Source organism: Streptomyces sp. SP18BB07 (assembly GCF_036322545.1).
Classification (GTDB): Bacteria; Actinomycetota; Actinomycetes; order Streptomycetales; family Streptomycetaceae; genus Streptomyces; species Streptomyces deccanensis.
This window is the reverse complement of the sequence record NZ_JAQYWT010000343.1, coordinates 48573-61578: the sequence shown is the minus strand read 5'-3', so window position 1 is coordinate 61578 and position 13006 is coordinate 48573. Positions and strand designations below refer to the sequence as shown.

The following is a 13006-nucleotide window of genomic DNA, read 5'->3' as shown; positions in this document are numbered from 1 at the left end:
GCCCCGTCGGATCGTGGGCGTCACGCCAGGCTGTCCCGCCAGGCACGGTGCAGGTCCGCGAAGCGGCCCGTGCCCGCGATCAGGTCCGCCGGGGTGCCGTCCTCGACGATGCGGCCGTGTTCCATCACCAGGACGCGGTCGGCGATCTCGACCGTGGAGAGGCGGTGGGCGATCACCACGGCCGTCCGCCCGCGCAGCACCGTCGTCATGGCGCGCTGGACCGCCCGTTCGCCCGGGATGTCGAGGGAGCTGGTCGCCTCGTCCAGGATGAGGACGGCCGGGTCGGCCAGCAACGCCCGCGCGAACGCCACGAGTTGGCGCTGACCGGCGGAGATACGGCCACCCCGCTTGCGTACGTCGGTGTCGTAGCCGTCGGGCAGCGCGCTGATGAAGTCATGCGCGCCGATGGCCTTCGCGGCACGCTCGATCTCCTCGCGGCCGGCGTCGGGGCGGCCGATGGCGATGTTCTCGGCGACCGTGCCGGAGAACAGGAACGACTCCTGCGTCACCATGATCACCCCGCGCCGCAGTTCGGACACCGAGAGGTCGCGCAGGTCGACGCCGTCGAGCAGGACCCGCCCGGAGGAGGGGTCGTAGAAGCGGGCCACCAGCTTGGCGAGGGTCGACTTGCCGGCGCCGGTGGAGCCGACCACCGCCACCGTGCTGCCCGCCGCGAGGGTGAGGTCGAACCGGGGCAGGACCTCGCCGCCGGTGCGGTACGCGAACCGTACGCCGTCGAACACGACCTCGCGGCCCGGGAGTTCACGGTCCGTCACCGGCAGCTCCCTCGGCTCGGCGGGCTCCGGGACCGACGGGGTCTGGGCCAGCAGGCCGGCGATCTTCTCCAGCGAGGCCGCCGCCGACTGGTACGAGTTGAGGAACATGCCGAGCCGGTCGATCGGGTCGTACAGCCGCCGCAGATACAGCACCGCCGCCGCCAGCACACCCAGCGCCAGCGACTCCGACGCCACCCGGTACGCGCCCCACAGCACGATCGCCGCGACCGTGATGTTGGCGACCACCCGGGAGCAGACCACATAGCGGGCCATCTCCAGGATCGCGTCGCCGTTCGTGCGCTCGTGGTGCCGGTTCAGGGCGCTGAACTCGGCGTCGTTCGCGGCCTCCCGGCGGAACGCCCGCACCGGACGGATCCCGTTCATCGTCTCCGCGAACTTCACGATCACCGCGGCGATCGCGCTGGACCGGGCCGTGTAGACGCTCGCCGCCCGCCGCTGGTACATCCGCACGAACCCGTACAGCGGCACGAACGACGCCAGCGCCGCCGCGCCGAGCCCCAGGTCCAGCCAGAGCAGCATCGCCGAGATGTAGACGAAGGCGAGGATCACGCCGATGAGTTCCTGCAGGCCCTCGTTGAGCAGTTCGCGCAGCGACTCGACGTCCGTGGTGGACCGGGAGATCAGCCGGCCCGAGGTGTACCGCTCGTGGAAGTCGATGCTCAGTGCCTGCGCGTGCCGGAAGATCCGGCCGCGCAGATCCAGCAGCACGTCCTGGTTCACCCGCGCGGACGCCCCGATGAACAGGAACTGCAGTCCGCCGGCCGCCAGCGCGCACGCCAGATAGCCGACCGCCACCGCGATCAGCGGGCCGTGCCGACCGTCCCGGAGCGCCGGTACGGCGCTGTCGATGGCGTACGCCACCAGCAGCGGGCCCGCCTGCACCGCGGCCTGCTGGAGCAGGAGCAGCACGCTCGCCACGACCACCCGGGCGCGCATCGGCGCGAGCAGGGAGCGCAGCAGCGCGAGGGTGGCGCCCGGGGGAGTGGGGAGGTCGTCGTGGTCGAAGGGGTCGCCCGCGGGGGCCTGGTGTGTGGGGGCCGCGGAGGCGGGCGCGGTGGCGGAACGGTCGCCGCCGGGCGCCTTCTCCAGGGACGTCGTCCCGCCCGCCCGGCCCGCCGACTGCCCGTTCGACATGCCGTTCGACTCCTCGTTCGACCCCTCGTTCGGTTCCTTGTCCGGCGCGGTGGTCAGGGGCGCCGTCATCGCTCGTCCTCCTCGGTGCCGGACATCAGATGGGCGTACTCGGTGTTCGTGCGCAGCAGTTCCTGGTGGGTGCCCACGGCCGTGACGCGGCCGCCGGAGAGCAGGGCGACCCGGTCGGCGAGCAGCACGGTCGACGGGCGGTGGGCCACGATCAGCGCGGTGGTCTCCGCGAGCACGCGGCGCAGCGCGGCCTCCACCGCGGCCTCCGTGTGCACGTCCAGCGCCGACAGCGGGTCGTCGAGGACGAGGAAGCGGGGCCTGCCTACCACCGCCCGTGCGAGCGCCAGGCGCTGCCGCTGGCCGCCCGAGAGGCTGAGGCCCTGCTCGCCGACCTGGGTGGCGGTGCCCTGCGGGAGCGCGTGCGCGAACTCCGCCTGGGCGATGGCCAGGGCGCGGTCCAGCTCTCGTTCGCCCGCGTCCGGTGGGGCGCCCATCAGGACGTTCTCGCCGACGGTGGCCGAGAACAGGGTGGGTTCCTCGAAGGCCACGGCGACCAGGGCGCGCAGCGCGTCCCGGGGCATCTCGGTGATGTCGTGGCCGTCCAGGGTGATACGGCCGGAGGTCACCTCGTGCAGCCGGGGGACGAGGGCGGTGAGGGTGGTCTTGCCGGAGCCGGTCGCGCCGACCAGGGCCATCGATTCGCCCGGGCGGATGTGGAGATCGATGCGGTCGAGGGTGGGGGGCGTGTCGGGGCCGGCGTCGGGGTAGCGGAAGGTGACGTCGTGGAACCGAAGCCCGCCGAGTTGCTCGGTGCCGGTGCCGGTGCCGGTGCCGGTGCCGGTGCGGGTGCCGGTGCCCGTGCCCGTACCGGTGCCGCTGTCGTGGAGGGGGCGCTGCTCGCTGGGAGGTGCCGCTGCGCCCACCCGTGCCGCCCCAGCGGCACGACTGCCCGCAGCTATGGCGGCGGTCCGGGCGGCAGGGCTGCCCGCGGCTGTGGCGGCGGTCCGGGCGGCAGGGCTGCCCGCGGCTGTGGCGGCTGTCCCAGCGGCACGACTGCCCGCCGCTGTGACGGCCGTCCCGGCGGTGGGTACGACGGCATCCGTCGATGACTCCGGGGCCTCGTCCATCACCTCGAAGTACCGTTCCGTCGCTGTCGCCGCCTCCTGGCTCATCGCCAGGAGGAAGCCGATCGAGTCGACGGGCCAGCGGAGCGCGAGCGCGGTGGACAGGAAGGCGACCAGGGTGCCGGCCGACAGCACGCCGTCGGCGACCTGGACGACGCCGAGGACGAGCGCCGCGCCGATCGCGATCTCGGGGAGCGTGACGATGACGCCCCAGATCGCCGACAGCAGGCGGGCCTTGCGCAGCTCGGTGCCGCGCAGTGTCCGGGACAGCTCACGGAACGCGCGCGCCTGGCTGCGGTGCCGCCCGAACCCCTTGATGATGCGGATCCCGAGCACGCTCTCCTCGACGACCGTCGTCAGGTCGCCGACCTGGTCCTGCGCGAGGCGCGCGACGGCGTTGTACTTCCGCTCGAAGACGACGCAGGTCACGATCACCGGTACGACGGGCCCCAGGATCACCAGCCCCAGCGTCCAGTCCTGGGCCAGCATGATGATCACGCCGACGACAATGGTCACCGCGTTGACCAGCAGGAACGTCAGCGGGAAGGCGAGGAACATCCGCAGCAGCATCAGATCGGTCGTCCCGCGCGACAGGAGCTGACCGGAGGCCCAGCGGTCGTGGAAGGCGACGGGTAGGCGCTGCAGATGCCGGTAGAGATCCGCGCGCATCGACGCCTCGACCCCCGCGAGGGGCCGTGCCACGAGCCAGCGCCGCAGGCCGAACAGCAACGCCTCGGCGAGCCCGAGCAGCAGCAGGTACAGCGCGCCGAGCCACACGCCCGCCGGGTCCCGGTCGGCGACCGGGCCGTCCACCATCCACTTCAGGACGAGCGGGATGAACAGGCCCACGAGGGAGGCGACGATCGCGACGAACGCGGCGAAGGACAGCCGTACCCGCACGGGCCGCACATACGGCCACAGCCGCAGCAGCGTACGTACGGCGGACCGCCCCGCAGCCTTCCCGGGCGGCTCGATCCGCTCGGGTTCCACGGGCTCGGAGGCCGCGCCCGATTCCTCGGTCCGGTCGGGTTCCTCTGCGGTTGCACGTGTCGTGGGCATCAGCAGCGAGCCTACGGACAGCCACCGACAACGCCCACCGAGTTTTGGCCGGACCGCGTTCGGTCGTGAGTCCTAGGACCCGCGGGTGCGGTGCCGTTGTGGGGGCAACGGGTTGTCAGGGGGCCGAGCCGTCGTCCGCGACCAAGTCGGTGTGGGCCGTCGGCGACGAACTCCTGGTGCGCTACGACTACGTCGACGGCCGCCTGGTCCGGGGCGACGGCCTGGGAGAGGCCTGGCCGCTCCCGCGGCAGACCGGTGACCACAAGGCGTACGGCCACGAGCTCACCCCGGTCCACGGCAACCCCGACCGGCTCTGGGTCGGCGCCAACGCCGGCATCGTCCAGTTCTCCAAGAGCGGCGCCGCCGACTGCTACGCCGATTCCCAGGGCACCTGGCCTCTGCCGCGGTACGTCACCGGCGACGCCGCAAAGCACTGGTGCACCGACTACGCGAACCGGGTGGAGATCACCGGACGCACGCTCATCAAGAGCGTCGGGAACGACCCCGCCACGGGCACCGTGATCTCGACCTGCGCGGGCGGGTGTCCCGAGACCCAGACGACGGGCAACAGCTGGGACACCGCGTACATCCGCTTCGTCCCCACGACCGGGCCGCAGTCGGTGAAGTCGGTCTCCACCGCCGACCGGCGCTACAAGGCCACCTGGGCCGTGCCCGCCCACCAGTAGGCAGGCGCCCGCGAAACACCCCCGCCGCGCTCGGGACCCGGGAGCGGCGGGGGCGTCCTCAGCCCATCACCCGCAGCAGCAGTACGCACCGCGCCGGTACCGTCACCGTCTCGCCCGCCCGGTGGACCGCCCCCGGACCCTCCCGCTGTTCCTCCCGGGACGTGTCGACGACCACCTCGTAGCGGCCGGCCCACGGCGTTCCCGGCAGGACGAAGCTCACCGGGCGGTCGCCGGCGTGCAGGACGGTGAGGAAGCTGTCGTCCAGGACGGCGGCGCCCCGGGCGTCCCGGCCGGGGATGTCCCGTCCGGACAGATACATGCCCAGCGTCGCGGTGGGCGCGTACCAGTCCCGTTCGGTCATCTCGGTGCCGCGTGCCGTGAACCAGGCGAGGTCACGCAGGCCGTCGGCCGAGTGGGCGCGGCCGGAGAAGAAGGCCCGGCGGCGCAGCACCGGGTGGGCGTGGCGGAGCGCGATCAGCCGGGACGTGAGGTCGAACAGCGCCTTCCAGGCGGGGTCCTCCAGCAGGCTCCAGTCGAGCCAGCTGATCTCGTTGTCCTGGCAGTACGCGTTGTTGTTGCCCCCCTGCGTGCGGCCCAGTTCGTCGCCGGCGACCAGCATCGGCACGCCCGTGGACAGCAGCAGCGTCGTCACCAGGTTCCGCAACTGGCGTCGCCGCAGCGCCCGTACGCGTTCGTCGTCCGTCTCGCCCTCGGTGCCGCAGTTCCAGGACCGGTTGTCGTCCGAGCCGTCCCGGTTCCCCTCCCCGTTCGCCTCGTTGTGCTTGCGCTCGTACGACACCAGGTCGCGCAGCGTGAAACCGTCGTGCGCGGTGATGAAGTTGACCGAGGCGTAGGGCCTGCGGCCGCCCCAGGCGTACAGGTCGCTCGACCCCGACAGGCGGTAGCCGAGGTCCCGTACATCCGGCAGCGCGCCCCGCCAGAAGTCCCGGACCGCGCCCCGGTAGCGGTCGTTCCACTCCGTCCACAGCGGCGGGAACGCCCCGACCTGGTAGCCGCCGGAGCCCACGTCCCACGGCTCCGCGATCAGCTTCACCCGCCGCAGCACCGGGTCCTGCGCGATGACCGCGAGGAACGGCGAGAGCATGTCGACGTCGTGCATCGAGCGGGCGAGGGCCGCCGCCAGGTCGAAGCGGAAACCGTCGACGCCCATCTCCGTCACCCAGTAGCGCAGCGAGTCCGTGATCAGGCGCAGGACATGCGGCTGGACCACGTGCAGGGTGTTGCCGCAGCCCGAGTAGTCCGCGTAGCGGCGCGCGTCGCCCTGCAGGCGGTAGTAGCCCCGGTTGTCGATGCCGCGCAGCGACAGGCTCGGGCCGCGCTCGTCGGCCTCGGCGGTGTGGTTGTAGACCACGTCGAGCACGACCTCGATACCGGCCGCGTGCAGCGCCCGCACCATCCGCTTGAACTCCCCGACCTGCTGCCCGGTCGTGCCCGACGAGGCGTACGCCGCGTGCGGGGCGAAGTAGCCGATCGAGTTGTAGCCCCAGTAGTTGCGCATGCCCCGGCGCAGCAGATGGTCCTCGTGGGCGAACTGGTGCACGGGCAGCAGCTCCACCGCCGTCACGCCCAGCTTCACCAGGTGCTCGATCGCGGCGGGGTGCGCCAGACCGGCGTAGGTGCCGCGCAGCTCCTCCGGGATGCCGGGATGGGTCATCGTGAAGCCGCGGACGTGCAGCTCGTAGATGACGGAGTCCGCCCACGGGGTCTTCGGGCGGCGGTCGTCCGCCCAGTCGTCGTCATCGTGGACCACGACTCCCTTGGGGACGTGCGGCGCCGAGTCCCGTTCGTCGCGCACGGTGTCGGCGACATGCTGCTCGGGCCAGTCCCGGACGTGCCCGTACACCTCCGGCGGCAGCCCGAACTCGCCGTCCACGGCACGCGCGTACGGGTCGAGGAGCAGCTTCGCCGGGTTCCAGCGGGCGCCGGTCCACGGGTCCCAGCGGCCGTGCACGCGGTAGCCGTACCGCTGCCCCGGCAGGACGCCCGGCACGAAACCGTGCCAGATCTCGTGGGTCAGCTCGGTCAGCCTCAGCCGGGTCTCCTCGCCCGCCTCCGAGAACAGACACAGCTCGACGGACTCCGCCCCGCCCGCCCACAGCGCGAAGTTGGTGCCGGCGACCCCGTCGGGGCCCACCCGGAACCGGGCCCCCAGCGGTGTCGAGGCACCCGGCCACACGGGCCGGATCTCCGGCGCGGCCCCGTCACGCCGGCCGCCGTTCAGCACGGTGGCGGGCCGCGCGGCCGGCACTCCCCGCGTCCCCTGTACTTCCTCCTGCTCGGCTGCGCTCGACACCTCAGGCCTCCCGCGGCTCGGTGGGGCGACGGAGAAGGGGAGCGAGATGTCCCGTCACCGCTCCCCATCGCGTCGTCCTCCCAAGGGTTCTGCCCAGAGCACGCCTCGCACTCACGTTTCCCGGGGGCGTGCGCCGTCGTTGGGCCGCACGTGAACCACGCACAGACGCACGCGCGCCGCGCCGGGGCCGCCCTGGCCGCCGCGCTCACCTGGGCCGGACTGCTCGCCGGGGTCGCCGGATGCACCGCCGGACCGCCGCTCACCAGCGGAAAGGCACCCGACGACACGATCCGGGTCACACCGGAGGACGGCAGCAAGGGCGTGCGCCCGGAGCAGCGCTTCGAAGTACGGGTGCCCAGTGGGCGCCTGGAGTCCGTCAAGGTGGTGAAGTCCCAGGACGCGCAGGAGTCACCCGTGCCGGGCCGGCTCTCCGCCGACGGGCTCACCTGGCGCCCCACCGGCTCACCGAAGCTCGCGCTGGCCGCCCGGTACACCGTCGACGCCGTCGCCCTCGACGGCCACGGCCGGCGCTCGGCACGCCACGTCACCTTCACCACGCACGTCCCCGACGAGCGCTTCATCGCGTACGCCAAGCCCGAGAACCGGGCCACCGTCGGCACCGGGATGATCGTCTCCCTGGAGTTCAACCGGGTCATCGAGAACCGTGCGGCCGTGGAACGCGCGGTCGAGGTGACCGCCGAGCCCGCCGTCGAGGTCCGCCCGCACTGGTTCGGCGCGGGACGCGTCGACTTCCGCCCCGAGACGTACTGGAGGCCCGGCACCCGGGTCACCGTCGCCCTGCGGCTGCGGGACGTGGAGGGCGCGCCCGGCGTCTACGGCCAGCAGGACCGGACGTTCTCGTTCACCGTCGGACGCCACCAGGTCAGCGTGGTCGACGCGGCCCGGCACACCATGCGCGTGGAACGCGGCGACGGCGTGCTCGCCACGCTGCCCATCACCGCCGGGGCGCCCAGGACCACGACGTACAACGGGAAGATGGTCGTCACTGAGATGCTGGAGGTGACCCGGATGAACGGGGCCACCGTGGGCTTCAGGAAGGCGAACGGCAAGAGCGAGTACGACATCCCGGACGTCCCGCACGCCATGCGCCTGACCACCTCCGGCACGTTCCTGCACGGCAACTACTGGGCCCCGGACGCCTTCGGCCGCGCCAACGTCAGCCACGGCTGTGTCGGCCTGCGCGATGTGAAGGGCGGCGATTCCGGCACCCCCGCGGGCTGGTTCTTCGACCGCAGCCTCGTCGGGGACGTCGTCGAGGTCGTCAACAGCAACGACAAAAAGGTCGCTCCGGACAATGGCCTCGGAGGGTGGAACATGGGGTGGAAGGAATGGAAAGCGGGTGCCGCGGTGAAGTAGACCGACATAGCGGCGACATGACACCTCGCCCGGCACCGGCAGGGGGATCGCGCGTGATGATCCGAGTTGGGACTGAACGGTGACATTCACCGAGGCCAAATCATCCCGATCATCTGGTTAATGTACGTGCGTACGCGCACGCTGCGCGTAGGGGTGCGGGCCTGATCAGGCCGTGCGAGGGGAGAACAGAGAGTTGAACGGGCGACCGATATCGGGGGCGTCGGTTGGCGCGCGGACTCGGCGGCGCAAGGGGGCCCTGGCCATGCTGCCGGTCCTGATGCTGCTCGCCGTCACCGCGTGCGGCGGGGGCGGGGACTCGGGCTCCGGCTCCGGCGGCGACAAGGGCAAGGGCTCCGACAAGACCGCCTCCGACAAGGCGGCGGCCACCGGGGCCTCGGAGGCGGTGGTCTCCATCGCCCCGAAGAACGGCGCCGATTCCGTGGCCACCAGCGGCGCCCTCGAGGTGACCGCCACCAAGGGCAAGCTGTCCGAGGTCACGGTCGAGAACGACAAGGGCGAGAAGATCGCCGGGGAGATAGCCGAGGACGGCTCCAGCTGGAAGCCGTCCATCCACCTCAACTCGGCCACCGAGTACAAGGTGCACGCCGTCGCGAAGGACTCCGAGGGGCGTGAGGCCGCCGAGGACTCCTCCTTCACCACACTGACCCCGAAGAACACCTTCGTCGGCATCTTCACCCCCGAGGACGGCTCGAAGGTCGGCGTCGGGATGCCGTTCTCGGTCCGCTTCACCCGGGGCATCACCGCGCCGAAGGACGTCGAGAAGGCCATCACCATCAAGACCGAGCCGGCCGTCGACGTCGAGGGCCACTGGTTCGGCAACGACCGCATCGACTTCCGCCCGGAGAAGTACTGGAAGGCCGGCACCAAGGTCACCGTCGACCTCAACCTCGACGGCGTCGAGGGCCGTGACGGCGTCTACGGCGAGCAGAACAAGAAGATCTCCTTCACCATCGGCCGCAGCCAGGTCTCCACGGTCGACGTCAAGAAGCTCACCATGAAGGTCGAGCGCGACGGCAAGGTCATCAAGACCATCCCGGTCACCACCGGCAAGCCCGGCATGGAGACGTGGAACGGCCAGATGGTCATCAGCGAGCGCCTGAGCGTGACCCGGATGAACGGCGAGACCGTCGGCTACGGCGGCGAGTACGACATCAAGGACGTGCCGGACGCCATGCGGCTGACCAACTCCGGCACCTTCATCCACGGCAACTACTGGGGCGGCGACGCCTTCGGCAACTACAACGCCAGCCATGGCTGCATCGGCCTGCGCGACACCCGCGGCGGCTGGGACCGCAAGGCGCCGGGCGCCTGGTTCTTCGACAACTCGATGATCGGTGACGTCGTGGTCGTCAAGAACTCCAACGACCGGATCGTCGACCCGGACAACGGCTACAACGGCTGGAACATGTCCTGGGACAAGTGGAAGGCGTAGCCCTCTCCGCTCGACGTACGGCTCCGGTGCGCTGTGACACAGCACACCGGAGCCGTTGTCGTTAGGCCCCGTTAACCTGCCTGCATGACCGTGCATCTCGAAGTCGCCGAAGGCGTGGGCACCATCCGTCTGGACCGCCCCCCGATGAACGCCCTGGACATCGCCACCCAGGACCGCCTCAAGGAACTCGCCGAGGAGGCGACGGACCGGGACGACGTCCGCGCCGTCGTCCTCTACGGAGGGGAGAAGGTGTTCGCGGCCGGCGCGGACATCAAGGAGATGCAGGCCATGGACCACGCGGCGATGGTCGCGCGGGCCCGGCCCCTGCAGGACTCCTTCAGCGCCGTCGCCCGTATCCCCAAGCCAGTCGTCGCGGCCGTCACGGGCTATGCGCTGGGCGGCGGTTGCGAGCTGGCGCTGTGCGCGGACTACCGGATCGCCGGGGAGAACGCGAAGCTCGGCCAGCCGGAGATCCTGCTCGGGGTGATCCCGGGCGCGGGCGGCACCCAGCGGCTGTCCCGCCTCATCGGCCCCTCCAAGGCCAAGGACCTGATCTTCACCGGCCGGATGGTCAAGGCGGACGAGGCTCTCGCGCTCGGCCTGGTGGACCGGGTCGTCCCGGCCGACGAGGTCTACAGCGCCGCGCACGAGTGGGCCGCGCGGCTGGCGCGGGGGCCGGCGATCGCGCTGCGGGCCGCCAAGGAGTCGATCGACGCGGGCCTGGAGACCGACCTGGAGACCGGGCTCGCGATCGAGCGGAACTGGTTCGCGGGGCTGTTCGCCACGGAGGACCGCGAGCGCGGGATGCGGAGCTTCGTGGAGGAGGGGCCGGGCAAGGCCAAGTTCGTCTGACGGCCACGCGGTCACGGTCGGCGCGTGCCGAATCCGGTCCACAAGTTCCGCTGATGGGCTTGCAGTTGACGCGGTGTCTTACCCGCGTCCCCCGAAGGGGCGGATTGTCCGAGCCTTAAGCCAGCCTTAAGAGAGGTGTGCCCAAGCAACCTGCCGCTGACCGAAGTTCAGCCGGTTCACGCAGGTCAGGCGGGCTGTGAGGGGCGGCCTACTGCCGCTGGCATATGCCGAACGAAACCCCCGGAATGGTTGGTTCCGGGGGTTGTATTCCTGCGGAACGGCCCCGCGGGGCGCCCGGGACGGCCATGATGGGGGCATGGCGGGGCTGGAGGGTATCGAACAGCCGCGGCGGCACGGGAGTGCGACCGCGGCGCGTTGGTCACCTGCGATCGAGGACGAACGGGCGCAGAAGGCACTGGAGTTGTTCGGCAATCCCACCGAGGCAGAGGTTCCGCTCCCGTCCCGTCCCGAGTCCGCGGCCACCGCGCGGCGGCTCGCCCAGGTCGTCGTCCTGCGCCAGTGGCGACTGTCGCCGAAGATGACCGAGGACGCGGTCTTACTCGTCTCCGAACTCGTGGGCAACGCCGTACGGCACACCGGCGCCCGCGTCTTCGGACTCCGCATGCGCCGCCGCCCGGGCTGGATCCGCGTCGAGGTCCGCGATCCCTCGCGCGGGCTGCCCTGTCTGATGCCGGTGCAGGAGATGGACATCAGTGGACGGGGCCTGTTCCTGGTGGACAAACTCTCGGACCGGTGGGGCGTGGACCTGCTGCCGCGAGGCAAGACGACCTGGTTCGAGATGAGGGTCGCGGACCGCTAGGGCCCACCTGACGGACTCCCGCCCCGTCGCCACGCGCACCTCCGCCGATCGGACGAATAGCCCGGATTCATGGTGAACCTCCCTATAAAGGTCGCGTGACCACGCCCCGCACCCCCCTCAAGCAGCACAACCTCGTGCAGCGCGCCCTTCTCGCGGCCGCCGTCCTCGCCGCCGTGGCCGCGTGCGGCTCCGGGACCGGGACCACCGAGCAGGAGCAGCGCGTCCGGGCCGACCGGGCCGCCGCTGAAGCCGAGGCCGCCGAGCGGAAGAAGAAGCAGCGGACGGCGGTCCGGGGACTGCGCGGCATGCCGCCCGTGCTGGACCCCCGGGACGTCTACGCCGCCGACCGCCCGAACCGGCTCTCCCCGGTGGTCAAGGACTTCCCGTCCCGGGTGTACGTGCCCAACAGCGAGTCCGACACCGTCTCCGTCATCGACCCGAAGACCTACGAGATCATCGAGACGATCCCGGTGGGCCGCCAGCCCCAGCACGTCGTCCCGTCCTGGGACCTGAAGACCCTGTGGGTCAACAACAACCGGGGCCACACCCTCACCCCCATCGACCCGAGAACGGGCAAGGCGGGCAAGCCGGTCGAGGTGCACGACCCGTACAACCTGTACTTCACCCCCAACGGCGAGTACGCCGTGGTCATGGCCTCCCTCGACCGCGAACTCGTCTTCCGCGACCCGCACACCATGAAGCGGATCAGGACCGAACCGGTCTCCTGCTACGGCGTCAATCACGCCGACTTCTCCCTCGACGGCACCTACTTCATCGTGTCCTGCGAGTTCAGCGGCGAACTGCTCAAGGTCGACACCGCGAAGATGAAGGTGATCGGGCAGCAGAAGCTGCCGTTCGAGGGGGCCATGCCGCAGGACGTGAAGATCTCACCGGACGGCAAGCGGTTCTACATCGCCGACATGATGGCCCACGGCATGTGGGTCCTGGACGGCGACACCTTCGACGAGCCGGAACTGCTGCCCACCGGCAAGGGCACCCACGGCCTCTACGTCGGCCGCGACTCCCGCGAGATGTACGTCTCCAACCGTGGCGAGGGCACGGTGTCGGTCTTCGACTTCACGCAGGACAAGCTGACCAAGAAGTGGCACCTGCCCGACGGCGGCAGCCCCGACATGGGCGGTGTCTCCGCCGACGGCAAGGTCCTGTGGCTCTCCGGCCGCTACGACTCCGAGGTGTACGCCATCGACACCCGCACCGGGGAACAGCTCGCCCGCATCCCCGTCGGCAGCGGCCCGCACGGTCTCGCGGTCTACCCGCAGCCCGGCCGCTACTCCCTCGGTCACACGGGGATCTTCCGGTGACGCAGGCGACCCGCGGTCTGGCGGTCCCGCGGTCTCACCCCGGTACCTTCCGGTGACAC

Annotated in this window: 9 protein-coding genes; 6 read left to right on the top strand and 3 right to left on the bottom strand. The window is 71.2% G+C overall.

The annotated features are described in order from the left end of the window. Positions 1–20 precede the first annotated feature (20 nt). Both PUR53_RS33575 and PUR53_RS33570 read right to left on the bottom strand, forming a co-directional pair. The gene (locus tag PUR53_RS33575) at positions 21–2000 is read right to left on the bottom strand and encodes an ABC transporter ATP-binding protein (protein ID WP_329910757.1); all 1980 of its coding nucleotides are present in this window, start codon (positions 1998–2000) and stop codon (positions 21–23) included. Next, positions 1997–4123 carry an ABC transporter ATP-binding protein gene (locus PUR53_RS33570; RefSeq protein ID WP_329910756.1) on the bottom strand — a complete coding sequence of 709 codons (2127 nt, stop codon included), beginning with the start codon at positions 4121–4123 and terminating at the stop codon, positions 1997–1999. Before PUR53_RS33570 ends, PUR53_RS33575 begins: the two co-directional genes overlap by 4 nt. Before the next feature lie 98 nt (positions 4124–4221). Here PUR53_RS33570 and PUR53_RS33565 point away from each other — a divergent pair, with 98 nt between their 5' ends. Then, a complete protein-coding gene (locus tag PUR53_RS33565; protein WP_329910755.1) occupies positions 4222–4809 on the top strand; it encodes a hypothetical protein in 588 nt (195 codons plus the stop codon). Between the two features lie 58 nt (positions 4810–4867). Here PUR53_RS33565 and glgX read toward each other — a convergent pair whose 3' ends face one another. Beyond that, complete coding sequence (glgX, locus tag PUR53_RS33560) at positions 4868–7123, bottom strand: glycogen debranching protein GlgX (protein WP_329910754.1); 2256 nt, start codon at positions 7121–7123, stop codon at positions 4868–4870. Positions 7124–7273: 150 nt separating this feature from the next. On the opposite strand from glgX, the gene PUR53_RS33555 reads away from it, so the two are divergent. The 5 genes from PUR53_RS33555 to PUR53_RS33535 all read left to right on the top strand — a co-directional run bounded on the left by PUR53_RS33555 (position 7274) and on the right by PUR53_RS33535 (position 12947). After that, positions 7274–8500, top strand: a complete 1227-nt coding sequence (locus PUR53_RS33555) for a L,D-transpeptidase (RefSeq protein ID WP_329894597.1) — start codon at positions 7274–7276, stop codon at positions 8498–8500. Between the two features lie 193 nt (positions 8501–8693). Then, positions 8694–9953 carry a L,D-transpeptidase gene (locus PUR53_RS33550; protein WP_443078012.1) on the top strand — a complete coding sequence of 420 codons (1260 nt, stop codon included), beginning with the start codon at positions 8694–8696 and terminating at the stop codon, positions 9951–9953. Positions 9954–10037: 84 nt separating this feature from the next. Further along, on the top strand, positions 10038–10805 hold the full coding sequence (locus PUR53_RS33545; protein ID WP_329894595.1) for an enoyl-CoA hydratase/isomerase family protein: 768 nt from the start codon (positions 10038–10040) through the stop codon (positions 10803–10805). 316 nt (positions 10806–11121) lie between these two features. Continuing rightward, on the top strand, positions 11122–11625 hold the full coding sequence (locus PUR53_RS33540) for an ATP-binding protein (RefSeq protein ID WP_217179687.1): 504 nt from the start codon (positions 11122–11124) through the stop codon (positions 11623–11625). A 95-nt stretch (positions 11626–11720) separates the two neighbouring features. After that, entirely contained in the window at positions 11721–12947 is a 1227-nt protein-coding gene (locus PUR53_RS33535; protein WP_329894594.1) for a YncE family protein, read from the top strand. Positions 12948–13006: the final 59 nt, after the last annotated feature.